The 24,953-nt window shown below is 71.6% G+C and carries 19 protein-coding genes and 1 pseudogene; 8 read left to right on the top strand and 12 right to left on the bottom strand.

The genetic code is table 11. The features are described from left to right. Window positions 1-408, top strand: a pseudogene (locus ACK4LS_RS10210) (NAD(P)-dependent oxidoreductase); the annotation flags it as partial. Here the strand turns inward: ACK4LS_RS10210 and katG are convergent. From katG to ACK4LS_RS10195, 3 genes are all read right to left on the bottom strand, one after another. Then, a complete protein-coding gene (gene katG, locus ACK4LS_RS10205; protein ID WP_409716741.1) occupies window positions 396-3,023 on the bottom strand; it encodes a catalase/peroxidase HPI in 2,628 nt (875 codons plus the stop codon). The pseudogene ACK4LS_RS10210 and the gene katG sit on opposite strands and share 13 nt — an antisense overlap. Further along, window positions 3,020-3,481, bottom strand: a complete 462-nt coding sequence (locus ACK4LS_RS10200; RefSeq protein WP_409716739.1) for a Fur family transcriptional regulator — start codon at window positions 3,479-3,481, stop codon at window positions 3,020-3,022. The genes katG and ACK4LS_RS10200 overlap by 4 nt, the downstream gene beginning before the upstream one ends. 71 nt (window positions 3,482-3,552) lie before the next feature. Then, window positions 3,553-4,548, bottom strand: a complete 996-nt coding sequence (locus ACK4LS_RS10195; RefSeq protein ID WP_409716737.1) for a stage II sporulation protein M — start codon at window positions 4,546-4,548, stop codon at window positions 3,553-3,555. Window positions 4,549-4,564: 16 nt separating this feature from the next. Between ACK4LS_RS10195 and ACK4LS_RS10190 the strand changes: the two genes are divergently transcribed. Next, window positions 4,565-5,395, top strand: a complete 831-nt coding sequence (locus tag ACK4LS_RS10190; protein ID WP_409716735.1) for an RDD family protein — start codon at window positions 4,565-4,567, stop codon at window positions 5,393-5,395. A 126-nt stretch (window positions 5,396-5,521) separates the two neighbouring features. Here ACK4LS_RS10190 and ACK4LS_RS10185 read toward each other — a convergent pair whose 3' ends face one another. Continuing rightward, window positions 5,522-5,728 (bottom strand): DUF3499 family protein, encoded by a 207-nt coding sequence (locus ACK4LS_RS10185; protein ID WP_353665947.1) that lies wholly within the window; start codon window positions 5,726-5,728, stop codon window positions 5,522-5,524. A 134-nt stretch (window positions 5,729-5,862) separates the two neighbouring features. Between ACK4LS_RS10185 and ACK4LS_RS10180 the strand changes: the two genes are divergently transcribed. Further along, window positions 5,863-6,297, top strand: a complete 435-nt coding sequence (locus ACK4LS_RS10180; protein WP_409716733.1) for a hypothetical protein — start codon at window positions 5,863-5,865, stop codon at window positions 6,295-6,297. A gap of 88 nt (window positions 6,298-6,385) precedes the next feature. On the opposite strand, the gene ACK4LS_RS10175 is transcribed toward ACK4LS_RS10180, so the two are convergent. From ACK4LS_RS10175 to manA, 4 genes are all read right to left on the bottom strand, one after another. Next, window positions 6,386-7,777, bottom strand: a complete 1,392-nt coding sequence (locus ACK4LS_RS10175; RefSeq protein WP_409716731.1) for a DUF5719 family protein — start codon at window positions 7,775-7,777, stop codon at window positions 6,386-6,388. Further along, window positions 7,774-10,617, bottom strand: coding sequence for a glycosyltransferase (locus ACK4LS_RS10170; protein ID WP_409716729.1), 2,844 nt, complete (start codon window positions 10,615-10,617; stop codon window positions 7,774-7,776). Before ACK4LS_RS10170 ends, ACK4LS_RS10175 begins: the two co-directional genes overlap by 4 nt. A 96-nt stretch (window positions 10,618-10,713) precedes the next feature. Continuing rightward, on the bottom strand, window positions 10,714-11,037 hold the full coding sequence (locus ACK4LS_RS10165; protein WP_409716727.1) for a WhiB family transcriptional regulator: 324 nt from the start codon (window positions 11,035-11,037) through the stop codon (window positions 10,714-10,716). A 145-nt stretch (window positions 11,038-11,182) separates the two neighbouring features. Beyond that, window positions 11,183-12,346 (bottom strand): mannose-6-phosphate isomerase, class I, encoded by a 1,164-nt coding sequence (manA, locus tag ACK4LS_RS10160; RefSeq protein ID WP_409716725.1) that lies wholly within the window; start codon window positions 12,344-12,346, stop codon window positions 11,183-11,185. Between the two features lie 61 nt (window positions 12,347-12,407). Here manA and ACK4LS_RS10155 point away from each other — a divergent pair, with 61 nt between their 5' ends. The 4 genes from ACK4LS_RS10155 to ACK4LS_RS10140 are packed head-to-tail and all read left to right on the top strand — an operon-like array spanning window position 12,408 to window position 18,089. Further along, window positions 12,408-13,808 (top strand): O-antigen ligase family protein, encoded by a 1,401-nt coding sequence (locus ACK4LS_RS10155; protein WP_409716723.1) that lies wholly within the window; start codon window positions 12,408-12,410, stop codon window positions 13,806-13,808. After that, on the top strand, window positions 13,805-15,157 hold the full coding sequence (locus tag ACK4LS_RS10150) for an O-antigen ligase family protein (RefSeq protein WP_409716721.1): 1,353 nt from the start codon (window positions 13,805-13,807) through the stop codon (window positions 15,155-15,157). The genes ACK4LS_RS10155 and ACK4LS_RS10150 overlap by 4 nt, the downstream gene beginning before the upstream one ends. A gap of 50 nt (window positions 15,158-15,207) precedes the next feature. Next, on the top strand, window positions 15,208-17,121 hold the full coding sequence (locus ACK4LS_RS10145; RefSeq protein WP_409716719.1) for a glycosyltransferase: 1,914 nt from the start codon (window positions 15,208-15,210) through the stop codon (window positions 17,119-17,121). Between the two features lie 2 nt (window positions 17,122-17,123). Further along, window positions 17,124-18,089: a glycosyltransferase gene (locus tag ACK4LS_RS10140; protein ID WP_409716717.1), complete on the top strand. Its 966-nt coding sequence runs from the start codon at window positions 17,124-17,126 to the stop codon at window positions 18,087-18,089. 42 nt (window positions 18,090-18,131) lie between these two features. Here the strand turns inward: ACK4LS_RS10140 and ACK4LS_RS10135 are convergent, their stop codons facing one another. From ACK4LS_RS10135 to glf, 4 genes are read right to left on the bottom strand one after another with little or no spacing between them, the layout of a single operon-like run. Then, window positions 18,132-18,872, bottom strand: a complete 741-nt coding sequence (locus tag ACK4LS_RS10135) for an ABC transporter ATP-binding protein (RefSeq protein WP_409716715.1) — start codon at window positions 18,870-18,872, stop codon at window positions 18,132-18,134. Continuing rightward, on the bottom strand, window positions 18,872-19,663 hold the full coding sequence (locus tag ACK4LS_RS10130) for an ABC transporter permease (protein ID WP_409716713.1): 792 nt from the start codon (window positions 19,661-19,663) through the stop codon (window positions 18,872-18,874). Before ACK4LS_RS10130 ends, ACK4LS_RS10135 begins: the two co-directional genes overlap by 1 nt. 22 nt (window positions 19,664-19,685) lie before the next feature. Further along, entirely contained in the window at window positions 19,686-21,728 is a 2,043-nt protein-coding gene (locus ACK4LS_RS10125) for an acyltransferase family protein (RefSeq protein ID WP_409716711.1), read from the bottom strand. Window positions 21,729-21,735: 7 nt separating this feature from the next. Continuing rightward, window positions 21,736-22,872 carry a UDP-galactopyranose mutase gene (gene glf, locus ACK4LS_RS10120; RefSeq protein ID WP_409716709.1) on the bottom strand — a complete coding sequence of 379 codons (1,137 nt, stop codon included), beginning with the start codon at window positions 22,870-22,872 and terminating at the stop codon, window positions 21,736-21,738. A 163-nt stretch (window positions 22,873-23,035) separates the two neighbouring features. On the opposite strand from glf, the gene ACK4LS_RS10115 reads away from it, so the two are divergent. After that, entirely contained in the window at window positions 23,036-24,952 is a 1,917-nt protein-coding gene (locus ACK4LS_RS10115) for a DUF6541 family protein (protein ID WP_409716707.1), read from the top strand. Window position 24,953: the final 1 nt, after the last annotated feature.

Below are 24,953 nucleotides of genomic sequence, written 5' to 3'. Positions count from 1 at the left end.
AACGGCGGCACGGCCCTCATCGACTCGACCTACGTCGACAACGCCGCGTCGGGGATCGTCGCGGCGTTGCGCCAGGCGCCCGACGTCGGGGGGCGCGCCTATGTGCTCACGAACGGCGAGCCCCGCCCGGTCGGCGACCTGATCGCGGGAATGTGCCGCGCCGCGGGGGTGCGCGTGCCCCGGTTCAGCGTGCCCGCCCCTCTCGCCCGCGCCGCCGGAGGGCTCGTCGAGCGCGTGTGGGCCGTGCGCCCAGGCTCCGACGAGCCGCCGATGACGCGATTCCTCGCCGAGCAGCTGTCGACCGCGCACTGGTTCGAGCAGGAGACGATCCGCCGCGAGCTCGATTGGGCTCCCACCGTGAGCCTCGACGAGGGCCTCGCGCGCCTCGCGGCCCACTACTCGCGCTGACCGCCGCGCCGCCGCATCCGCTCGCTCTGCCCTTCGGCCGGCCCATACGCGGGCTTCCGGCCAGCATGCGGGCAACCCGCGCCCAAAAGCCCGCACCTCGGCCGATCCCCCGCGTCCCGGGAACGGATGCTGCGGCTCCGCGCACGCTGCCCGCCCCGCTCGCGCTGCCGAACTGCCCGCTCGCGCTGCCCTTCCGTGCCCGCGCTACCCACATATGCGCCGCGCCCGCACAGAACGACCGCGCGACCGGAAAACCCTCGCGCGAGCGGAGCAGCACCACCCCGCGGGCGGCGCCCCTCCCGCGCACGACGACGCGGCCCGCCCCCGGTGGGTCGGGCCGCGTCGGTGGGTGTGTCGAAGACCCGGGCGAACCGGTCGAGCTCGGTGACCTTGCGCCACGCGGCGACGAAGTCGCGGACGAACTTCTCCTTCGCGTCGTCCGAGGCGTACACCTCGGCGAGCGCGCGCAGCTCGGAGTTCGACGAGAACACCAGGTCGACGCGCGTGCCGATGCCGACCTTCTCGCCCGAGCCGTCCTTGGTGCCCTGGAACGCGTGCTTGCCGCTGTCCAGCGGCTTCCACGTCGTGCCGAGGTCGAGGAGGTTCGCGAACACGTCGTTCGTCAGCGCACCCGGGGTGTCGGTGAACACGCCCCAGTCGCTGCCGTCCCAGTTCGCACCGATCGCGCGCAGGCCCCCGACGAGCACGGTCATCTCGGGCGCGGTGAGGGTGAGCAGGTTGGCCTTGTCGAGAAGCAGGAACTCCGCCGGGAGGCGGGCCTCGCGCGAGGCGTAGTTGCGGAACCCGTCGGCGATGGGCTCGAGCCAGCGGAACGAGGCGATCTCGGTCTGCTCCTGCGAGGCGTCGGTGCGGCCGGGGGTGAAGGGCACCTCGACCTCGACGCCGCCCGCACGGGCGGCCTGCTCGACACCGGCGTTGCCGGCGAGCACGAGCAGGTCGGCGATCGAGACCTTCTTGCCGCCCGCAGCCTGCGCGTCGAACTCCGCCTTGACCTTCTCGAGCACCTCGAGCACGGATGCCAGCTGCTCGGGGTTGTTGACCGTCCAGCTCTTCTGCGGCTCGAGGCGGATGCGCGCGCCGTTCACGCCGCCGCGCTTGTCGCTGCCGCGGAACGTGGATGCCGCCGCCCACGTCGTGGTGACCAGCTGCGCCACCGTGAGGCCGCTGTCGAGGATCTGCTGCTTCAACGCCGCGGCGTCGGCGGCGTCGATGAGCGGGTGGTCGACGGCGGGCACCGGGTCCTGCCAGACGAGCACCTCTTCGGGCACCTCGGGGCCGAGGTAGCGCTCACGCGGACCCATGTCGCGGTGGGTCAGCTTGAACCAGGCGCGGGCGAAGGCGTCCTGGAAGGCCGCGGGGTCCTCGGCGAATCGGCGCGAGATCTTCTCGTACGCGGGGTCGACGCGCAGGGCCAGGTCGCTCGTGAGCATGCGGGGCTCGCGGCGTCCGTCCGAGTGCGCCTCGGGGACCATGTCGGCTCCCCCGCCGTTGACCGGACGCCACTGGTGCGCGCCGGCGGGGCTCTGGAAGAGCTCCCACTCGTAGGCGAAGAGGATGTGGAAGAACTCGTTGTCCCAGCGGGTGGGGTGGTAGGTCCAGGTGACCTCGAGGCCGCTGGTGATGGTGTCGTCGCCCGTGCCGGTGCCGTGGCTGTTCTTCCATCCGAGGCCCTGGTCCTCGATGTCGGCGGCCTCGGGATTGGGACCGACGTTCGAGTCGCTCGCGGCGCCGTGGGTCTTGCCGAAGGTGTGGCCACCGGCGATGAGGGCGACGGTCTCCTCGTCGTTCATGGCCATGCGCCCGAACGTCTCGCGGATGTCGTGCGCCGACAGCTGCGGGTCGGGGTTGCCGTTCGGACCCTCCGGGTTGACGTAGATCAGACCCATCTGCACGGCGGCGAGCGGACGCTCGAGCTCACGGTTGCCCGTGTAGCGCTCGTCACCGAGCCACGTGGTCTCGGGACCCCAGTACACGTCGTCGTCGGGCTCCCACACGTCGGTGCGGCCGCCGGCGAAGCCGAAGGTCGGGAAGCCCATGTCCTCGAGCGCGACGTTGCCGGCGAGGATCAGCAGGTCGGCCCACGAGATCGACTGTCCGTACTTCTTCTTGATGGGCCACAGCAGACGGCGGGCCTTGTCGAGGTTGACGTTGTCGGGCCAGCTGTTCAGCGGCGCGAAGCGCTGCATGCCCGCGCCCGACCCGCCACGGCCGTCGGTCACGCGGTAGGTGCCGGCGCTGTGCCAGGCCATGCGGATCATCAGCGGGCCGTAGTGGCCGAAGTCGGCGGGCCACCAGTCCTGCGAGGTGGTCATGACCTGCTGGATGTCCTTCTTCAGGGCCTCCAGGTCGAGCGCCTCGAACGCGGCGCGGTAGTCGAAGCCCTCGTCGAGCGGGTCGCGCAGCGCGTTGTTCTTCGCGAGGATCTTGACGTTCAGCGACTCGGGCCACCACACGCGGTTGGCGGATCCCTGGGTCGGGTGGGGCAGGGCGCCGGCGGGCTCGCTGTCGGCGGGGGCTTCGCCCACCGGCAGTCGGTTGTCGTCGGGGGCGGCTCCATCGTGGAAGACGGGGCACCCGTTCAGAGCGTCGCTCATCGGGATCCTCTCGGTTTTTCGGCTTCGGACGTCGCTCGACAGTCGGGGCAGAGCCCCCAGAACGTCACTTCGGCGGTCTGGATGGTGAAACCACTACCCGCCGGCATGTGCAGGCAGGGCGCGGCGCCGACGACGCAGTCCACGTCGTCGATGCGTCCGCATCCGGTGCACACCACGTGGTGGTGGTTGTCGCCGACGCGCAGTTCGAACGTGCCGGCGTGACCGGCAGGTTCGATGCGCCGCGCGAGCCCCGCGTCGGCGAAGTCGCCGAGGGCGTTGTACACCGACTGCTTGCTGGTGCCGGGGAGGGAGCCGCGGATGCCGTCGTAGACGTCGTCCGCGGTGGCGTGCGGCCGCAGGCGGAGGGCGTCGAGAACGGCGACGCGGGTCGCCGTCACCCGCAGACCCGCACCGCGGATGAGCGCATCCGCGGTGGCATCCGGCTGACTGTCGAGCATGCGACAAGCCTAGCTAGTTTTGAGTGAATCAAAAATGACACGCCGGGAAACGGTGGGAATCCCGGATGCCGTCACCCCGCCGTGAGCGTGGGCGTCCCCGCCTCGTATTCCGTGAGGTCGCCCGTCTCGCCCGCCCGGGCGGCGCGGCCGCCGACCCACAGCATGTAGAAGAGGAAGACCCCCAGGGCCGCCGCGCCGATCGCGATCTTGATCGGCCACGGCCACTCGCGCGGAGTGACGAAACCCTCGACGAGACCCGACAGCGCCAGCGCGAAGACGAGACCCACCGCCACCGTCGCGAGCGACCGGCCGGCGGCCGCGAGCGCGGTCGCGCGGGTGCGACGCCCGGGAGCGACCCAGGCCCAGAAGATCTGCAGACCCGCCGCTCCCGCGACGAAGATCGCCGTCAGCTCCAGGAGACCGTGCGGGAGGATGAACTGGAAGAACACGTCGGCGCGGTCGAAGGCGATCATGATCGCGGCCGACTGTCCGACGCCGACCGCATTCTGCATGATCACCATCACCGGCCAGAAGCCGGTCACCCCGAACAGCACGCATTGCGCGGCGATCCACGCGTTGTTGGTCCAGACCGTCCCGGCGAAGATCGCGTTGGGGTTCTCGCGGTAGTAGCTCACGAACTGCTCGTCGGCGTAGTTCTGAAGATCGCTGCGCGCGCCGAGGGCGGCGACGGCGGCGGGGTCGCCCGAGATCCAGAGCGCGACCATCGTCGACACGGCCAGGAAGAACACCGTCACCGCCAGCGTCATCCACCGCACGCGGTACAGCGCCGCGGGGAGTTGCAGCAGGAAGAACCGCGGCAGCTGCTTCAGCACGTTCTCCCGCACGCCCGTCAGGCGCAGGCGGGTGCGCGCGAGCAGGATCGAGACGTAGTCGCCCTGCGGCGTGCGACCGGCCGACGTCTTGATGTCGGCGAGGTCGGCCGAGGCGGCGCGGTAGCGGGTGACGAGCTCGTCCACCTCGTCGCCGCGCAGGCGGCGGCGGCGGCCGAGTTCGTCGAGCCGCTCCCACTCCCGGCGGCGCGCGGCCGTGAGGGCGTCGAGGTCCATGTGGTCAACTGTACGCATGGCTTCCCCGGCGTCCCCCTCTCCCGCGGTCGCTCTCGTGCACACCGACGCCGACGAGACCCTCACCGGCGAGGCCGTCGCCCTCGACGTGCAGCCGATCGGCTTCTTCCTGCGTGCGGTCGGCGCGATCATCGATTTCCTGGTCGGAGCGGCGCTGCTGGTCGGCGGGGTCATCCTCCTCCTCGTGCTGGTGGGGCGGGGATCGATCCCGGAGTCGGCCGTCGGCATCGGGGCGATCACGCTCCTGGTGCTCGTCATGGTCGTCGTGCCGACGACCGTGGAGACGCTTTCCCGCGGACGCAGTCTCGGGCGCCTCGCCGTGGGCGCGCGCATCGTGCGCACCGACGGAGGCGCCGCCGGGTTCCGTCAGGCGCTCATCCGTGCCCTCACGGGCGTGCTGGAGATCTGGTTCACCTTCGGCGCGATCGCCGCCGTCGTCGGCATCTTCACCCCGCGCGCCCAGCGCCTGGGCGACCTGCTCGCCGGAACGGCGAGCGAGCGCACCCGCACGCCGCGTCTTCCCGCGCCGGCCCCGGGCGTGCCGCAGGGCCTCGAGGAGTGGGCCGAGGTCGCCGACGTCTCGCGTCTGCCCGACCGCCTCGCCGCGCGCATGTCGCAGTTCGTCCGCGGGGCGCACGCCCTCGAGCCCGCGCCCCGCGCGCGTGTCGCCGCGGATCTCGCGGACGCCGTCCGCCCGTTCGTCTCTCCCGTGCCGGCGGTGGATGCCGAGACCCTCGTGCGCGCGGTGTCGGCCGTGCGCCGCGATCGGGAGTACCGCGCCCTCATTCTGGAGAACGAGCGCGCCGCCGGCCTCACCGAACGCGCCTGATCCCCGCCCGCCGACCTCCGCTCCCGGCGCGGGGGCGGGATGCCCCGGACCCGAGGTGACGGGCGGGATGCGGCGGACGCGAGGATCGCGCGCTGGACCGGCTCTCGGCCGAGGCGCGCGCCGGAGTCAGGCCCGCAGCGTCTCGTGCCTCACGACGACCCAGCCCTTCGGCACCGACAACCTGTCGGCGTGGATCGCGCACAGATCGTGCGCGTGCGGGTCCGCGGCGGGACCGAGGGGGCCCAGGGCCGCCATCTGGTCGCCGTAGTCGTAGGTGAGGGTGCTCATCGCCTCGCGGGCGCACCCGACCTTCGAGCAGAGTCTGTCGCGCATCGCGGTCAGCCTAGTCAGCGCCCCCGGCACCGGGTCGACGCCGCGCCGGGACGGTGCGACGCGGAGCCCGCCGGACGGCGGGCGAGGGCGGAGTCAGCGCCGCGACGACGCACCCGCGAACGTAGGATGGGCGCATGATGCGTCGTCGATCCCGCGAAGCGCGGCCGGTCGCCCGCCCCTCCCGCCACGGTCGGCACGGACGTGAGAACCGCAGTCCGGTCGTGCGCCCGCCGTTGCCCCCGATCGACACCCGCGTCGAGCGGTTCGACGTCGCCGTCGGCGCGGCCGCGGAGTTCCTCCGATCGGCCTGGACCGACCTGCGCGACGTCTCGTTCGAGATCGGCATCATGCCCCCGGCCGCCGTCGACGGCATCCCGCGATGGACGGTGCTGCGCGAAGAGAAACGCATCATCCTGTATCGCGTGCCGATCGAGCGGCTCGGCCATCCGCATCACGACGACGACCTGCACCGCCGCATGATGATCGAGGGCGCGGTGTTCCGCGCTGCGGCCGAATTCCTCGATCGCGACCCCTGGGACCTCGGCCCCGAGCGCTTCCGCTTCTTCTGAGCCAACGGGCCGCCCCGCGCGCGGTGGACGACCACCCGACGGCGCACATACGTCGGCCGCACCTCCGATACCCGGCGCGCGATGCGCGTCAGGGCAGGACCGTCACGGCCGAGGCAGCCGCATCCGCGGGCCACAGCGGGTACGAGGCCAGCGCGCCCGCCCCGGCGTAGGAGACGGCCGCACGCAGCGGAGCGTCGCTGTCGAGACGGTAGACGCCCGGCCCGAGGGGCAGTGCCACGCTCGCCCCGGCGGTCACGGTCGAGGAGAGGGGCTCCCCGCCGTCGACCGGCGTCACCGTCACGGTGGCGTCGCCCGTGTCGCCGGCGAGCACGAGGCTCGCCCCGACGCCGGAGGCCACCGCGAACACCCCGTCGGAGGGAAACTCGGGCGCCGGGGCGTACCAGGCGAAGTCCGCCCCCTCGCCGAAACCGGTGGTCGACCACGTCCCGCCCACGACGGGGGCGGTGGCCGAGACCTCGACGGTGTACGCCCCCGCGGCCAGTCCCGAGAGATCGAGCGAGGTCGGCAGCCCCGCGCTCAGCGGAACGTCGGTCGGCGCCGGCGCCGTGGTTCCGGCATCCAGGGGAACGAGGGTGACCGTGGCCGTGGCATCCGATCCCGGAGACAGAAGGCGCAGCACCGTTCCGGCCTGCCCCTCACCCGTCGTCAGCACCTGCACACCCGGCATGACCAGCCGGGTGTCGGCCTGGGCCAGCGGAGCGACCTGGTCGCTCCCGCCGGGCAGCAGCACGCGCGTCAGACTCGCCTGGAGCGACGCGTGCACGGGAGCGCCGGATGCCACGACGCGGACGACGGGGCTCTCCTCGCCCAGCAGCAGACCCGCGAGGGGGACGACGCGTCGCTGCCCGGCCGGGACCACGAGGTTGCTGCCGCCGGGCGGCGTCGACACCCCTTGCGCACCGTAGACCGACAGCTGCACCGTCGCGGGGACGTCGCCGGGGTTGGCGAGCACGACGAGGTCGTTCGAACCGGTGGTCGACGCACCGCCGACCAGCCACGACTCGGCGAGGGGCGCCCGACACGAGGAGGCCGCGAAGCCGGTGAGGTCGGCGGAGACGGCGGTGGCCGAACCGGCGGCCGCGAGCGAGGTCTGCACGCGATCGCGCGGGGCCGCCCGCAGTGCCTGCGCGTCGCCGTCGGCGTCGCCCGTGGCTCCGCTCAGCGAGGTGAGGGAGGCATCGGCGTCGGCGGGCCCGCTCACGATCTGCTGCGCCGCGGCGGCGCTCAGCCCACCGGCGGCGTCGGCGCTGCGGCCGAGGGCGAGGAGCGGTCCGTCGCACGCGAGGACCGTGTCGGAGGGGGCGGGCGTGGCCTCCACGCGCACGGGGGTGGCGGCGTACTCGGGCCAGGGCGCGGCGATGCCGGCCACCGTCCCGACGACCGCGGCGGCGGCCACGGCCGTTCCGGCCACGACGCGGGCGCTCGTGGCGGCGAAGCGGACGAGGCGACGATCGCTCATCGGGTACCTCCCGGGGTGGGACCCACCGTGCGCGGGGTCCGACGGGCCACGCGACGTGACGCGGCGGTGGGCGCGGCCAGCAGAAGGGCGACGACGACTACGCCGAGCGAGCCGAGGGCGACCAGTTGCTGCAGGCGCCGCTGGTGGTCGTCGATGGCCGCGCGCGGCACGATCTCGGTGTTGACGCGCCACAGGTCGCCCCGTGACGTCGCGCCGACGGGGTCGAGGAGGTCGCGCTGGTCGAGCGAGGTCGCCGCCCCCAGTCGAGCCCCGCGGATCACGTCGTCTTCACCCGCGGGCGCCGAAGACAGGAGCACGAACCCGATGCCGCGGTCGGCCAGACGCGTGACGACGTCGTCGGCCGAGGGCGTCACGAGGTCGGCGGCGAGGGCGGCCAGTTCCTGGTCCGCGGGGCTCGCGGCGGTGCGGGTGGCCTGGAGGGTGCTCTGCCCCGAGAGGGTGGCGCTCCCACCCCACACGACGTCGACGCGCAGACCGTCGGCGCGTGGATCGAGCACGATGGTCCCGATGTCGGTGGAACCGCGGCCCTCGGCGGCGACGAAGGCCGGGAGGGTCGAGGAAGGGCCGTTCGTCAGCACCGAGCGGCCGCTGTCCACGGGGGCGGTCTGCGCGGTGAGGGCGGGCGCGACGGCCACCAGGAGGGCGGCCAGCATCACCAGCGCACCGACGGGCCGGAGCGCTCGCACGCGATCGACCACGCCGGCGTCGAGGGCGACGACGGCGGCGCCGACCACGCCGATCCACGCCAGGCTCAGCCCCGAACCCGCCCAGAGCGGAACGGGGACGGCGTCGCGGAAGGACACCGCCACGCCCACCGCGGCGAAAGCGGTGGCGAGACCCGTCACGGCGATGACCAGGAGCGCGGATGCCGTGACCCACCGCGGAGTGAGCACGGCCAGCACCGCGAGCACGGCGAGCGGCGCCACGAGCAGGCCGACCCACCAGACGGGGCCGTCGACGACGCTCGCCCAGCCACCGGGGTCGGAGGTGGGGAAGCCCGCGGCCAACAGCGCACGACCGAGGGGGTCGGCACTCGCCTCCGCCCCGGCGTAGGGCACACCGGGGTCGGCGAGCAGTGCCCACGGGGTGCCGCGGCGCACCTGGGTCCACACGAGGGGGGCGAACACGACGGCGGTCGGCACGAGCAACCAGATGACGCGGGCCACGCCGCGTCCCGCGACCAGCGCCACGACGACGAGCGCCGCCGACCACAGCACCACGACCGCGGGCGCGAGCGACGGCGCGCACGCGAGCACCGCGACGAGCAGCAGGGATGCCGCGCCCGCGGGCGCCCATGAGCGGTGCGCCACGCTGGCGGCGAAGAACAGCCACGGCAGGAGCAGGTGCAGCAGCACGGCGGCGGGACGACCCTCGACGAGAGCGGCGAGGAAGGTGGGCGCCAGGGCCCAGGCGAGGCCGGCGGTGATGCGCAGGAGCGACGACTCCGTGACGCGCGTGGCGGCGAACCAGCCGCCCAGCACCGCCAGGGGCAACGCGAGCACCCACAGCACGACGAACGCTCGCGAGGGGTCGCCGGGTGAGAGGGAGCCGATGAGCGCCACGAGAGCCGAGAACGGATCGGCCGGGCCGATGGCATCCAGCCCCAGGGGGCGGGCTCCCCACGCGGCGTCCTGCCAGAGCTGGGCGACGCTGGCGCGCAGGGGTGCGAGACCGCCGCCGCCCAGCACCGGCCAGGCCAGCAGCGGGGCGAAGAGCGCGGCCGACACGGCGAGGGCGCCGAGCACGGTCCACGCCCCGCCGCCCACGAAGAAGCGCAGCTCGGAGCGCACCGGCGCCTCCGGGTCGCCGCCGTCGGCGTCCCAGCGCAGTCGCATCTCGGTGCGCGACACGCGCAGCGGGGCGATGCGCGACCACCCCACCGTGCGTACGGCGCGGATGCGGCGGCGCGCTCGCGCGACGGCGGCGGGACGCGCCATCACGAGCAGCGTCGCCCCCCACTCGGGCAGCACACGGTAGGGCACCTTCGTCACGAGGTGCAGGATGGTGCGCCACAACGCCAGCGGCAGCAGCGACAACCAGTGCAGGAGCACCGCGGGGGCGGGAGCGTAGGCGAGGCGGCGGTGCAGCTGGGCGGTGCGGGTGGCGAAGGCGCGGCGACGCGCCCGGCGACGTCCGCGCGCCATCGCGGCGACGCCGTCTCCCGCGACGGCGACCCGGGCAGTGGGTACGAGCGACACGAGGTTGCCGGCCAGACGCGCACGCACGCCGAGGTCGAGGCCCTCATCGGCCCCGCCGAGAGCGGGATCGAGCCCGCCGAGCGCGTTCCACGCGTCACGACGCACGAGCATGCCCCGCACGTCGGCGCCGAGTACGTCGGCGTCACCGTCGCGTTGGCCCTGGTCGAGTTCACCCGCGGCCAGCTCGACCGTGCCGCCGTAGCGGTCCATGCTCACCCCGAGCGAGAGGATCTCGCCCCGGTCGTCCCAGGCGACGAGCTTGGGGGCGGCGATCACGAGCGAGGGGGAGAGCTCGAGAGCCCCCGCCAGACGCACGAGCGCATCGGGGTCGGGAGCGGTGTCCTGGGCGAGCAGCCAGACGGTGTCGCCGGTCAAGCGCGGGGTCGCCAGCGCCGTGGCCACGGCGAAGGGCGTTCCCGCCGGGGCGGTGATCACGCCCTCGGCACCCGAGGTCGCCGCCACCTGCGTCAGGGCCTGATCGGCGCCGCAGAGGACGATCGTGAGGGCGTCGACCGGACGGGTCTGGGCCGCGAGGGCTGCGAGCGTGCGCTGCAGGTGGTTCGCGGCGGGCGTGCGTCCTTCGGGACGCACGACGAGGATGGCGTGTACTCGGGCGGGCATGACGCGGATCAGCCTAGGCGCGCTCCCCCGCGATCTCGGACGCCGCGCCGTCGGGCTCGGGATCGCTCACCGGAGCGGATCGACCGGCGCGCAGGATCAGGCGCGACGCTTGAGCTTGCGGCGCTCGCGCTCGCTCAGACCGCCCCAGATGCCGAAGCGCTCGTCGTTCTGCAGCGCGTACTCGAGGCACTCGGACTTCACGTCGCACGACGTGCAGATGCGCTTCGCGTCACGGGTCGAGCCGCCCTTCTCGGGGAAGAAGGCCTCGGGGTCGGTCTGCGAACACAGCGCGTCGGTCTGCCAGGCGAGGGTGTTCTCCTCGACGGCGTCGATGTCACGGCGGACGCCGGGGACACCGAGATCGACGGGATCCACGAACCAGTTGTCCGGGACACCGGACCGGTATTGCGATGTCGCCATCTCGTCCTCCGCCTCGTTCGAGCCCCCATGACGCGGTGCCGCGCAGACATAATTACACCCGTGTGATTCGGATTGGTCAAGTCGCGGATCGTAAACCCTCAAGGCCCACCTGAACCTTCACGAGGCCGTACGGCGTGTCGCGCCCTCAGTCGCCGGGCATCGCGACGAACACCTCGCCGCCGCCGTCGGTCGCCAGCGGCGACTCGTCGGCGGTCACCAGCGCCGCCTGGCCGGGCTCGAGCACGAGCCGGCTCCCCGACGCACCCGACACGGTGGTCCGCCCCGCCACACCGAGCGCGATCGCGACGCCGGTGAGCGGCAGCTCGGTCGCCCCGCCCGCGGCGAGGTGCCCGAGCGAGAAATCCTCCACGTCCGGTGCGAACACCTCGGCATCCGCCCCCGACGGCGTGGCGCGCAGGAACGGCGGCTCGGCGGGACGGAAGTCCACGAGCGAGAGCAACTCGTCCACGTCGATGTGCTTGGGGGTCAGGCCGCCTCGCAGCACGTTGTCGCTCGCCGCCATGATCTCCACCCCGAGCCCCGCGACGTAGGCGTGCAGGACACCCGCCGGCACGAAGATCGCCTCCCCGCGCCTCAGCTCGACGAGGTTCATCAACAGCGCCACGACGATGCCCGGGTCGGCGGGGTAGGCCGAGTGCAGCGAACGCGTCAACGCCAGCTCGGCCGCGTACTCCTCCGACTCGGCGGATGCCGCGGCATCCACGATCTGCTCGATCGCGGCCGGGTCGGCCTCGCCGAGGAGCCAGCCGATCGCCGAGCGCAGGGCGTCGGCCGAGTCGTCGCCCCTCAGGTGGGCCCGCAGGGCGGCGACCGCGGGCGCGTCGCCCAGGAGGTCGACGAGCGCGCGGGTGCGCGCCAGGTCGCGAAGCCCCGCGAGGGCGGTGAAGGTGTCGCTGAGGGCGACGATCACCTCGGGCTTGTGGTTGTCGTCCTTGTAATTGCGCTCGGCGGCGTCGCGCGCGACGCCCGCCGCCTCTTCGCGCGCGAAGCCCTCGACGGCCTGCTGCTTGGAGGGGTGCACCTGGATCGACAGCGGCGCTCCGGCTGCCAGGAGCTTGAGCAGATAGGGCAGCTTCGCGGGCACGTCGTGCTCGGCGGCCGCGGCGGGCAGCCACGCGTCGAGCGTGCGTCCGGAGCCGTCGTGCACCTCGGCGGGAGAACCGGGGTGGTCGCCGAACCACACCTCGGCCTCGGGGGCCCCTGTGGGCTCGCGGCCCTCGAGGTCGGCGAGGAGCGTCGGGCTGCCCCAGGCGTAGTCGCGGGGGGTGTTCGAGAGGGCGATCAGCACGGCGTCAGCCTATCGGCACGACCTCTCGCTCCCGGAGGTCGACCGGTAGCCTGGGAGCACCATGGCGATGCACACGAATCACCCCGTGTCGGCGCTGCCGACGGCGCCCCCGCGCGAGACGACGGGGCACCTGCTGCTGCGCGCCTGGTGCGTGTTCGTCCTCGTGCTCGCGCTCGGCGGCGTCGGTCTGATCAACGCCGTCGGGCCGGTCGTCGCCGGGGCCGTGGTCGTCGCCTCGGCCCTGGTCTCCGCCGCCGTGTGGCTCGTCACGCGCCCGCCGATGGCGCTGCGACGCCTCCCCTGGCTCGCTTTCGGCTACGTGGCGTGGGCGGCGGCGTCGATCGCCTGGAGCGCGTGGCCCGCGGCATCCGTGCTCACCTGGCTGCTGCTGGCGATCACGACGTTCCAGGGCCTGTTCATCGGGGCCCAGCTCACCTGGCGCGACGTCGTGCGCGCGGTCGCCTCCGCGGCCAAATGGATCGTGGGGCTGTCGCTGCTGTTCGAACTCGCGGTCTCGCTGGTGGTGCGCGGCCCGCTCCTGCCCGGCTTCGTGGTCCCCGACGAGCGCATGGACCCGATCGTGTACTGGTCGCGCGACAATCTCTTCGACGGAGGGCGCATCCAGGGCGTGTTCGGCAACGCCAACCTGCTCGCCGCGGTCATGCTCGTGGCGATCATCGTGTTCTCGGTGCGCCTGGCCGCCGGCGCCCCCCGCCGGGCGCTGCTGGTCGTGTGGATCGCCGTGGCCGCTTTCCTCTTCGTCCGGGCGGGATCGGCCACCGCGTTCATCTCGGCCGCCTTCATCGCGCTCGTGCTCGGTACGGTGCTCGTCATGCGCACGGCCCGACGCCCCGGCGAGCGCACCCGGTGGTACGCGCTGTACGCGGCGATCGGCCTGGGCGGGGGCGCGACGCTGTGGTTCGGTCGCGACGCGCTCTTCGGGCTGCTCGGGCGCGGAGCCGACCTGACGGGGCGCGAAGGGATCTGGGCCGACGTGGTCGCCCGGGCGGATCAGCATCCGATCATCGGGTGGGGCTTCTCGACCCCGTGGATCGCGACGGAGCCCCTCATCGACGGCTGGATCGTCGACCACGGTCAGACGGTCGTGCAGGCGCACAGCATGTGGCTCGACGCCTACCTGCAGCTCGGCGGCGTGGGGGTGGTGCTCCTGGCGCTCGTCTTCCTCGCCTACGTGTGGCGCTCGTGGTTCTTCGCGGTCGACCGTCCGCGCTGGGACCTGCGCGACGACCGCCCCCACTCACCACTCACCCTCCTGCCGACGCTCGTGGGCGCCCTGCTCGTCGTGCAGGGGCTCACCGAATCGGGGCCGCTGCTGCTCTGGGGCTGGATGTTCGTGGTGCTGTTCGGCGCGAAGATCAAGCAGACACCGCTCGTGGGCGTCGGCCCGAGCGAGCAGAGCATCGCGATCGAGCGCGGCGAGCTGCAGAGACCCGTGTCGTGACCACGGGCATCGGCCCGCCCCGCTTCGCCCCGCTCCCCCTCCTCGCCTCCCCGGCGTTCGCGCGTGCGTTCACCCTGACGGTGTTCGCGGCGGTGTTCGGGGACGTCGCGATCACCGCGATGGCCGGTGCCGTCACCTCCGCCACGATCCTGACCGGGCTGTGCCTCCTCGGCGTCGCGATGCTCGTCGCCCGCCGAGACGAGATCGACCCCGTCCGTCTCGCACCGACGACGCTCGTGCTGCTGCTCGGCTGGGCCGGTGCCAGCGTGTTCTGGAGCGCGGCGCCCCTCGTGGCCCTCGGCGGGTGGGCGCAGCTCGCGGGCCTCGCCGTCCTCGCCGTCGTCATCGGCCACGTGCGCGACGCGCTGCAGACGGTGCGCGCGCTCGGCGACGTGCTGCGGTGGCTCCTGGGGATCTCGCTCGGCCTCGAGGTGCTCAGCGGCATCCTGCTCGATCTGCCGATCCCGTTCCTCGGCATCCAGGGCGCCATCGCCGAGCTGGGTCCGGTCCAGGGGATCTTCGGCACCCGCAACGCGCTCGGCTTCGTCACGGTCGTGGCCCTGCTCACCTTCCTCGTGGAGTTCCGCACCCAGTCGGTGCGGGCGGGCGTCGCGATCGGCTCGGTGATGCTCGCGGGGGCCCTCGCCGCGCTGAGCGGGTCGCCCGCCGTCATCGTCGTCGCCCTCGCCACGGGAGCGGCCACGCTCGCCCTCTCGGCCGTCCGGCGCCTCTCCCCCGGCCGTCGGGGCATCGCCCAGGTGACGCTCGGTCTCGCGCTCGTCGTGTCCCTGGGCATCGCCTCCGCCTTCCGCGCGACGATCGTGACGGCCCTGCATGCGGGAGACGACCTCGCCACGCGCACGCAGTTGTGGGCGCGGGTGGTCGATGTCGCCGAGATCCGCCCCGTCCAGGGCTTCGGCTGGTTCGGAGCGCGGGATGCGGATGCCGTGCCCTTCGCGCTCGTGACCCTCGCCGGTGGAGAGCGCCACGCGTCGGCGCTCAACGCCTACCTCGATGTCCTCCTGCAGCTCGGCGGTGTGGGACTGCTGCTGTTCCTGGCGCTGGGCGGACTCGGCCTCGCGCGCGGCTGGCTCGTGGCGAGCGAGCGCCGCTCGGTCGTGCACGCGTGGGCTCCCCTCACCCTCGTGGCCCTGCTCACGGTGTCGCTGTTCGAGAGCTTCACCCTCTCGGGCCCCGGCTGGCTGCTGCTGACGCTGTGCGCGGTGCGGGCCGGTCAGTCGCGCTCCTGGCGCGAGCGGCTCGATCCGCGGGCGGCCGGACCCGGCACCGCCCCCGGTGTCGGCGAACGGGGATCCGATGCTCAGGGCGGCGCAGGACCCGCCCGGTAGACTTCGGGCTGCCCGCCCGAGGCCTTGCTCCTCCGACGAAAGACCTCTTCGTGACGTACACCTTGCAGAACGCGGTGCTCCCGCTCGACCGCGATCCCGATCTCCTTCCGCTGTACGTCGACCCGGAGACGTGGTCGACGATCGACGAGGAGCCGGTGCGCGTCACCAACGTCGCGCAGCTGAGCAACATCCTCGACCGCCATCGGGCCCGCATCGTCGCGGGGCGCCGCGTGTCGTTCGGAACGTACTTCAACGCCTTCCCCGCCTCGTATTGGCAGCATTGGACCGCGGTGCGGCAGGTGCGCCTGACGGTTCGCACCTCGGGGGATGCCACGATCCTGGTGTACCGCTCCAACGGCGGCGGAACGAAGCAGCGCATCGAGACGCGCGAGGTGCGCGGAGACGCGGTGTCGACCTCGTTCGACCTGGTCCTCGATCAGTACAGCGATGGCGGGTGGATCTGGTTCGACGTCGCCTCGGACCGCTCCGACGCGGTGTTCGAGGGCGCCGAGTGGACGACGGAGCAGGAACCCGTCCGCGGCGGCAGGGCGAGCATCGGCATCACCACCTACAACAAGCCCGACTACTGCGTCGAGACGCTGAACGCCCTCGCGGATTCACCCGACGTCCTCGACGTGGTCGACCGGGTCTTCCTGATCGACCAGGGCACCGACCTGGTCGCCGACCAGGCCGCGTTCCCCGCCGCGGCCGACCGTCTCGGCGACACCCTGCAACTGATCCGGCAGCCGAACCTGGGCGGCTCCGGCGGGTTCGCTCGCGCGATGGTGGAGACGCTCGCGCGCGAGGGGAGCGACTTCGTGCAGCTGCTCGACGACGATGTCCGCATCGAGCCGGAGTCCATCCGCCGCTCGGTCGTCTTCGGTCGGTACGCCTCGGTGCCCACCATCGTCGGCGCGCACATGTTCGACCTCCTGGACCGCCCGAAATTGCACGCGTGGGCCGAGGTCGTCGATGACGCTCCCTTCATGTGGCGTGCGCTCTTCCAGGAGCGCCTCCCGCACGACTTCAGCGTCGCCAACCTGCGCCAGACCCCTCTTCTGCACATGCGCCTGGACGCCGACTACAACGGGTGGTGGATGTGTCTCATCCCCACGAGCATCCTGCGCGAGATCGGCCTGTCGCTCCCCGCCTTTATCAAGTGGGACGACGCGGAGTTCTGCGTGCGCGCCCGGGATGCCGGCTATCCCACCGTCTCGGTGCCCGGGGTCGCGCTCTGGCACGTGTCGTGGCTGGGCAAAGACGACTCGATCGACTGGCAGGCCTACTTCCACGCCCGCAACCGGATCGTGGCGGCGCTGCTGCACTCGCGCTCACCGAGGGGCGGCACCCTCATCCGCCACAGTCGACGAGTCGACCTCAAGCACCTGATGATGATGCAGTACTACCCCGTGGAGCTGCGATCGCGCGCACTTCGCGACGTGCTGTCGGGCCCGGAGCACATGCGGGCGAACCTCGCCACGGCGATGCCCGACGCCCGCGCCATCGCGAAGAAGCATCCGGAGACGGTCGTCCACCGCGACTCCGGAGTGCCGTTGCGTTCCCGCCGCGGCCGGCAGGTCTTCAAACGTCTGAAGAAGCACCAGTACGACAGCCCCACCGGCCTGGCGCTGCGCACATTCACCCTGCGGACGCTGCTCTCGCACTGGATGCACACGCCCGAGCCCGCGAACCTCGAACAACCCGAGGTGGAGTTCGGCAAGGGCGACGCGAACTGGTGGCGGGTACCGCTGTACGACAGCGCCCTGGTCAGCGCCGCCGACGGCTCGGGCAAGAACATCTACACCCGCGACCGCGCGATGTTCCGCCGCATGCTGGTCGACAGCTGGCGCCTGCACCGTCGTCTGCAGCGGGAGTGGCCCACGCTCTCCGAGCGATACCGCCGGGCCCTGCCCGAACTCGTCTCCGCCGACCAGTGGCGCACGACCTTCGAGGAGCGTTCCTGACCATGGCATCCTTCGACCCGTCGACCGCGACCATCGTCGTCGTCACGTACAACCGCACCCATCTGCTGACGCGTCTGCTCGAGAGCATCGAGCGGATGGATCCGGCGCCCGGGCACCTCGTCGTCATCGACAACGCCTCCACCGACGACACCACCGCGGTGGTCGAGTCGTTCCGCGACCGCCTCCCCACCACCCTCGTCTACCGGCGCCTCGAGACCAACACGGGCGGCTCCGGCGGCTTCAGCGAGGGCATGCGGGTCGCCTACGAGCTCGGCTCGCAGTGGATGTGGCTCATGGACGACGACGTGGAGGTCGTCTCCGACGGCCTGGCACGGATGGGCCGCTGGGCACCGCGCTTCCGCAGCATCCAGGGGCGCCGCTACGACTACGACGGCAGCGAGTTCTACTGGCAGTACCGCGTGGCCGAATCGATGGCCATCCCGATCCCCTTCGCGCCCGCGAGCTTCGACGACTCGGGCTACAAGCCGATGAACTCCGGATGCTTCGAGGGCATGTTCATCCACCGCGACATCGTCGCGAAGATCGGCCTCCCCGACCCCCGCTTCTTCATCTACTGGGACGACCAGCTGTACGGCTGGCTCGCCTCACGCCACACCGAGTCGGTCATCGTGAACGAGTTCGTGCTGCGGCGCACGCGCGAGATCAAGCAGTGGGACATGGGCATCCGCCACATGAACGCCTCCAGCGACGCGTACCGGTACTACATCATGCGCAACCGCGGGCACCTGGCGAACTACTACCGGGCGCTGGGCGTCTACCGTCCCGTCCCGTTCACCGCCGGCACGGCGTTGACGTTCGTCAAGGAGCTCATCCGCCTCGCGGTGGTCGAACGCAAGGTCCGCGGCACGAGCCACCTCTTCCGCGGTCTCCGCGACGGCCGCCGGATCACGCGCGACGCGTCGTGGAAGCCGATGCCCCCGCTGGAGCAGTCGCAGCCCGTCGTCTGAGCACGCTCGAGGTCGTCGGCCCGGCGGCTCACGCGCGCGGCGTCAGCCGGTGGTGTAGTCGGCGTTGTACCGCTCGAGCACGTCGGCGATGGGCGCGTCGAGTTTCAGCTCGCCGCCATCGAGGTAGAGCCCGCGGGTGCAGAAGCGCCGAAGGTCTTTCTCGTTGTGGCTCACGAGGAACAGGGTGCGCCCGGCCGCGAGCAACTCGTCAATGCGTCGGTAGCACTTCTCCCGGAACGACCGGTCCCCCACCGCGAGCACCTCGTCGACCAGCAGGATGGGCTCGTCCAGCTGCGACACGACCGAGAACGCCAGGCGTACCTTCATCCCGTTGGAGAGGTGCTTGTAGGGCGTGTCGACGAAGTCGCCGATCTCGGCGAAGGCGATCATCCCGTCGAAGCGTCGCGCGACCTCGGCGCGCGGCATCCCGTGCAGCCCCGCCGTGAGGTGGACGTTCTCGCGCACCGTGAGGTCGCCGACGAAGCCGCCGGTGATCTCGATGAGCGGCGCGACGCCCCCCTCGACCTCCACGCGCCCCTCGTCGGGCAGCAGCACCCCGGCGACGAGCTTCAGCAGGGTCGACTTGCCCTGACCGTTGCGCCCCACCACGCCGATGGACTCCCCCGGTTGCACCCGGAACGACACGTCGCGCAGCGCCCAGAACTCGTCGGGGCGGGACCGTCGAGCGGCGCCGCCGAACAGGTCCTTCAGGTTGCGGCTGCCACGCCGATTGCGGCGGAAGCGCACGCCGAGACCGTTCACCTCGATCGCGGGACGCTCCATCACAGCTCCTTCAGCACGGGACGCTCCAGGCGTGGGAACACCGCGAGACCGAGCAGCAGGATGCCGACGCTCACGGCCGCGCCGACCACCACCGTGAGGGTGTCCCACTGGTCGGGGAAGAATCCCACGCGGTACAGCGTGAAGATGCCCGCGAGCGGGTTGAACGCGGCGATGTCGGCGAACACCCCGGGCAGGTTGCCGACGCCGTAGATGATCGGCGACGCGTAGAACAGTGCCCGCAGCACGAGACGCGTGGTGCGCTCGAGGTCGCCGAACATCACGCACAGGGGCGCGACGACGAGCCCGAGGCCCACCAGCAGCATCGTCTGCAGCAGCACCGCCAGGGGGAAGGCGAGAAGGGCCCACGAGACCTGCGCGCCACCGAAGACGGCGAAGAGCACGAGGACGGGCAGCGAGAACAGGAACTCCACGCCCTTGCTGACCACGATGCGCACGACCCAGATCCACCGCGGGATCGAGGTCGAGCGCACGAGGCGCGCGTCTTTCTTGAACGCCTTGGTGAAGTCGGTCACGGCGGAGTTGAACCACACCCACGGCAACAGCGCGGTGATGAGGAACACGATGTACGGCTCCTCCCCGACCGAGCGGTGGAACACCTGCGTGAACACGAACCAGTAGATGGCGCTCATCACGAGCGGGTCGAGCACCGACCACAGGTATCCCAGGGCGCTCGTGGAATAGCGCACCCGCAGGTCGCGCGCCGACAGCAGCCACAGCGAGTGGAGCGAGCGCCGCACGGATCCGGGGGCGCCGACGGCGGCGGAGGTCACGTCGAAATCCTATGCGGGTCGGTCAGTCGAGTCTGGACGTCAGCTGCTCAGCCAGCGAGGGACCGAGCGTTCGGGCGTACAGACGGGTGAGGTGGTTGTCGTCGCGGTAGACGGCGACGTTGCCGATCACGCCCGCGCAGAGGTCGTCGGGGCAGATCCAGGGCGTGAGGTCGAGCAGGTGCACGCCCGGGCGGGCGAGGTGGCCCGCGGGGTTGTGATCCGCGAGCGACGCCGATCGCGGGACCGCGCACGTCAGCGGGTCATCCGCCTCGATCACGCAGCCGTACATGTCGAAGGCGAAACGCGGGTTGTCCCGCATCGCGAGCACCTCGATCCCCGCCCCGCCCATGCGGTCCAGGAAATGCTCTATTCCGGGGCGGAGGGTCTCGTCGTCTTCGCCGGCGTCGGAGCGCGTGACGACGGTCAGGACCGCATCCGGGACGACGCGTTCGACCAGCGCGATGGCGGCCCGTCGCCAGTCGTCGCATTGCTCGTCCAGCCCGGGCTCGTCGAGGCCCATCGAGCATCCCCCCTTCACCAGCGACACGACCCCCCACCCGTTCGCCTCCGCCACGGGCAGGAGAGCCCCGGTCGCCTGCTGCGCGTGGGAGTCCCCGATGACCGCGATGGTGCGTGACGCGCGGCTCACGTGAGGCGCCTCGAAACAGGTCCCCACGAGGATCTCCTCCTCGGGGGTCCAGTCCCCCGCGCAGAGGTTCTCGAGCTGGACCCACTCCTCTTCGAGAAGCGTCGGCAGGGGAAGGAGAGCGGCATCCGCGGGAGGTTCGGGGAGGGAGGGGTCGCGCACCACGGCCGCCCCGGGATTGAGCGCCTCGGCGCGGGCCGCGATCGCTTGCTGCTCGGCCCAGGTCGACACCTGCCACGCCCCGAGGGGCAGAACCACGACCGTCGCGGCCGCGGTGACCACCGCGACGGGGGCGAGAGGGGAGGCGTCCCCGCGGCGCCATGCGCGTACCGGGCGGTCGATCGCCCATGTGAGGGCGCGCGCGAGCACGAGGGACAGTGCCACGATGCCCGCCCCACCGACCAGCCCCACCTCGGTGCGCTCGTTCAGGACGAGAAAGGTGACGAGCACGGGCCAGTGCACCAGGTAGAGGGCGTAGGCGTCGCGCCCGACGGCCTGAAGGGGGCGAGAGGCGAGCAGACGCGCGGGGCCCGCCCCGCGGACGTCCGTCGAGCCGGACACGACGATCGCCGCCGCACACAGGATCGGCCACAGGGCCAGGAAGCCGGGGAACCCGCCTTGGACGTCGAGCACCGCCCCCAGCACGAGAAGGCCCACCAGGCCCATCCAGCCCAGGATCGCGCGGGCCCCCGCCGCCAGCCGGACGTGCGGGAGAGCCACGACCAGCAGGGAGCCGGCCGCGAATTCCCACAACCGGGCGCCCGTGTCGAAATACGCGGAATGCTGGGCGGTCGCGGTATGCACGACGGAGTACGCGAAGGAGACGGCGAACACCGCCGAGAAGACGACCGCCACGACCCGGTCGGGGGAGAGCCCGCGCCGCCGGACGACGACCTGGCACAGGGCGAGCAGGAGGATCCACAAGACGAAGGCCTGCCCCTGAACGGACATCGACCAGAAATGCTGCAGAGGGCTGGGAATCTCCGTCCGAGCGTAGTAGTCCACGGCGTCAGCGGCCAGAAGCCAGTTCTGAACGTACGCCAGCGAGGCCCACGTCTGCTCCCAGACCGCCCGCCACGCCGTCGGCGGGTAGACGACCCGAACGACAGCCAGGATGCCGACCAGCGTCACCGCCGCCGCCGGCAGAAGCCTGCGGAACATCCCGAGAAGGTGTGTCAGCGGACTTACGGGCGACGGCCCCGTCATCCGTCGGAGGAATCCGCGCGTCAGGAAGAAAGCCGACAGCATCAAGAAGACGTCGACGCCCCCGGAGACCCGCCCGAACCACACGTGGTACGACACCACCAGCAGGATGGACACGGCGCGGAGACCGTCGATGTCGGGACGGTACGCCCAGCGTCCACGATCGTCCCGTTCCAGATCCGCGGAACGGGACGCGGACCCGAGGGTCAGACGCACGGCGACATCACGCGAGCTGGTTGTTCCACATCGACAGGGCCGAGCCGATCGCCATGTGCATGTCGAGGTACTGATAGGTGCCGAGACGTCCGCCGAAGTACACGTCGCTCTCGCCCTTGGCCAGTTCGCGGTATGCCACGAGCCCCGACCGGTCGTCCGCGGTGTTGACGGGGTAATAGGGCTCGTCGGCGCGGGTGGCGAAGCGGGAGTATTCGCGCACAACGACGGTCTTGTCGGTGGGGTACCGGTCGGCGCGCTCGGGGTGGAAGTGCTTGAACTCGTGAATGCGCGTGTAAGGCACGTCGGCATCCGCGTAGTTCATGACGCTGGTGCCCTGGAAGTCGCCGATCGGCAGCACCTCCTGTTCGAAGTCGAGCGTGCGCCACGACAGCTCGCCCTCGGCGTAGTCGAAGTAGCGGTCCACGGGTCCGGTGTAGACCACGGGCACCTGCCCGACGGTGGCCCTCTTGTTCAGCGGCTGCGACTCGTCGAAGTAGTCCGTCGACAGCTTCACCTCGATGTTGGGGTGATCGGCCATGCGCTCCAGCCACGCGGTGTACCCGTCGACGGGCAGGCCCTCCCACGTGTCGTTGAAGTAGCGGTTGTCGTAGGTGTACCGGACGGGCAGACGGGAGATGACCTCGGCGGGCAGATCCTTGGGATCGGTCTGCCACTGCTTCGCGGTGTAGTCGCGGATGAACGCCTCGTAGAGAGGACGTCCGATCAGCGCGATTCCCTTCTCCTCGAGGTTGGCGGCATCCTTCGGGTCGAACTCCCCCGCCAGTTCCTGGACGAGGGCGCGCGCCTGGTCCGGCGTGTAGGCGGCCTGGAAGAACTGGTTGATCGTGCCGAGGTTGATCGGCAACGGGAAGACCACGCCCTTGTGCGTCGTGTACACGCGGTGCACGTAGGAGGTGAAATCGGTGAATCGATTGACGTACTCCCACACCGTCGGGTTGGAGGTGTGGAAGAGGTGTGCGCCGTACTGGTGCACCTCGATGCCCGTCTCGGGCTCGTTCGCCGAGTAGGCGTTCCCGCCGATGTGATGACGGCGGTCGATGACCGTCACCTTGCGGCCCGCGGCGGCCGCACGCTCGGCGATGGTGAGGCCGAAGAAGCCGGAGCCGACGATGAGGAGATCCATGAAGAAGCGACTTTCCTGTCAGATGGTGGGGCACGACCCCGCGGAAGACGTCGTTCGATCCTAACCGCGGAGCCTGCGCCGCACAGGCGCGCGCTCAGGGGCCGCGCAGTGACCGTCCGATACGATGACGAGTCGAAAACGCAGCGGACGGAGACGGGATTGCATGGGTGAGTGGATCGGCGCGGTGCCGGCGTACCTCGTCGTCGCCCTCGCCCTGATCGTCCCCGGGGTGGCCGTCGTCGTCGCGGGATGGGGTCTCCGCAGCCCGCAGCGCCTGCTCCTGGCCCCGGCGATTTCCACCACGATCGTCGCCTCGGCGGCATCCGTCGCCCCCCTGGTGGGACTGCGCTGGGGAGCGCTGCCGGTGGTGATCCTGACGGCGATGGTGGTGGCGATCGCGTTGCTGCTGCGCCGCTTCGCCGGTGTCGACTCCCCCGCCCCCGCACGGGGGACCGGCCTCGTCGCGCTCGCGTCCCTCGCGGTGACCGCCGCGGCCACCGCGATCGTCTACGCTCGGGCCTTCCAGACGCCCGAGAACATCGCCCAGCGCTTCGACAACATCGTGCATCTGAACGCGATCGCCCTCGCCGTGCAGAACGGCAGCGCGTCGCCCTTCCAGATCGGTGCGACCTCCGACATCGGCTTCTACCCGAACGCGTGGCATGCACTCACCACCCTCGCGGTGGAATTCACGGGCGCGAGTGTCCCCGTGGCGGTCAACGGATCGAACCTCGCCATCGTCTCCCTCTTGTGGCCCGCGTCCGCCATGGCCCTCGCCGGGGCCCTGTTCGCCCAGCGCCGCAGCGCCTACATCGTGTCGGCCGCTCTGACGAGCGGCTTCGGCGCCTTCCCCGCGCTCTTCTTCAACTGGGGCGTGCTCTACCCGAACCTCGTCGGGTACGCGATGGTCCCGGCGGGACTCGCCGTGGTCGTCACGACCGTCTCGGAACGCGGCGCCCCGGCCCTCGTGCGCTCGTCGCTGCTCATCGCCCTCCTGTCCGGCGGCATCTTCCTGGGGCACCCCAATGCGTTCCTGAGCCTGCTCGCCTTCTCCGCCGCCTACGTCGTCAGCGTCCTCGCACTGGGCATCGTCCGGGAGCGCACGCGATCTTCCGTCATCGCCTTCTGCGTCGCCCTCGTCGGCTTCGCCGTGGCGGGAGCGGGCTCGTGGGCTGTCTTCCGAACCAACGCGGAGCACTCCGGTTGGAAACCGTGGCAGGAGCTGGCGCAGTCGATCGGCGAGGGCGTCCTGGCCTCCCCCCGCGGGTACAGTCCGACCGCCGTCGTGACGGTGCTCCTCGTCACGGGGCTGATCACCGCCGTCCGGCGGCCCCGCTGGCTGCCCGTCATCGCGACTTTCGCCGTCGCCGTCGGGCTCTTCGCCGTCGCCTCGGGATTGCCCATCGACGACCCCGTCCGTCAGCTGCTGACCAACCCCTGGTACAACGACTCCAACCGCCTCGCCGCTCTTCTCCCGCTGGTCGCCATTCCCGTGGCGACCCTCGGCGCCCTCTCGATCGTCGACGTCTTCCAGCGGGCGGCGAGAGCCCGAGATCTACCTCGCTGGGCGAGCGCGCTGGCTGCCTCCCTGGCCGTCGTGGCCGTGTTCTCGGTGATCGCCGGCCCCAACGCCCGCATCGCGATGCGGCAGGTCGTCGAGGCCTACGCCTTCACCGACGCCTCCCTCATCCTCACCACCGACGAGTACGCGCTCCTCGAGCGCCTCGACTCCGAGACTCCCGAAGACGCGCTCATCATCGGGAGTCCTCGCACGGGGACCTCCCTGGCCTTCGCCCTCGCGGACCGCGAGGTCACCCAACGGCACATCTTCGGCTCCCCCTCCCCCGACCTCCTCTTCCTGAACACCCGGCTGCGCGACATCGACAGCGATCCCGCCGTCTGCCGCACCATCGACGACCTCGGGATCGACTACGTCCTCGACTTCGGACGCCAAGACGTGATGGACCCCGAGGGCGCGGTCGATTACGACGGCATCCAAGTCCTCTCCCCCGGTTCCCACCTCGCCCTCGTCGACTCCGAGGGATCGGCTGCGCGACTGTTCAAGATCGAGGGATGCTGAC

The sequence above is a fragment of the Microbacterium sp. genome (genome assembly GCF_046295495.1).
Lineage (GTDB): Bacteria > Actinomycetota > Actinomycetes > Actinomycetales > Microbacteriaceae > Microbacterium.
Note: the sequence above shows the minus strand (reverse complement) of the source record. Positions and strands in the feature narration are given on the sequence as shown.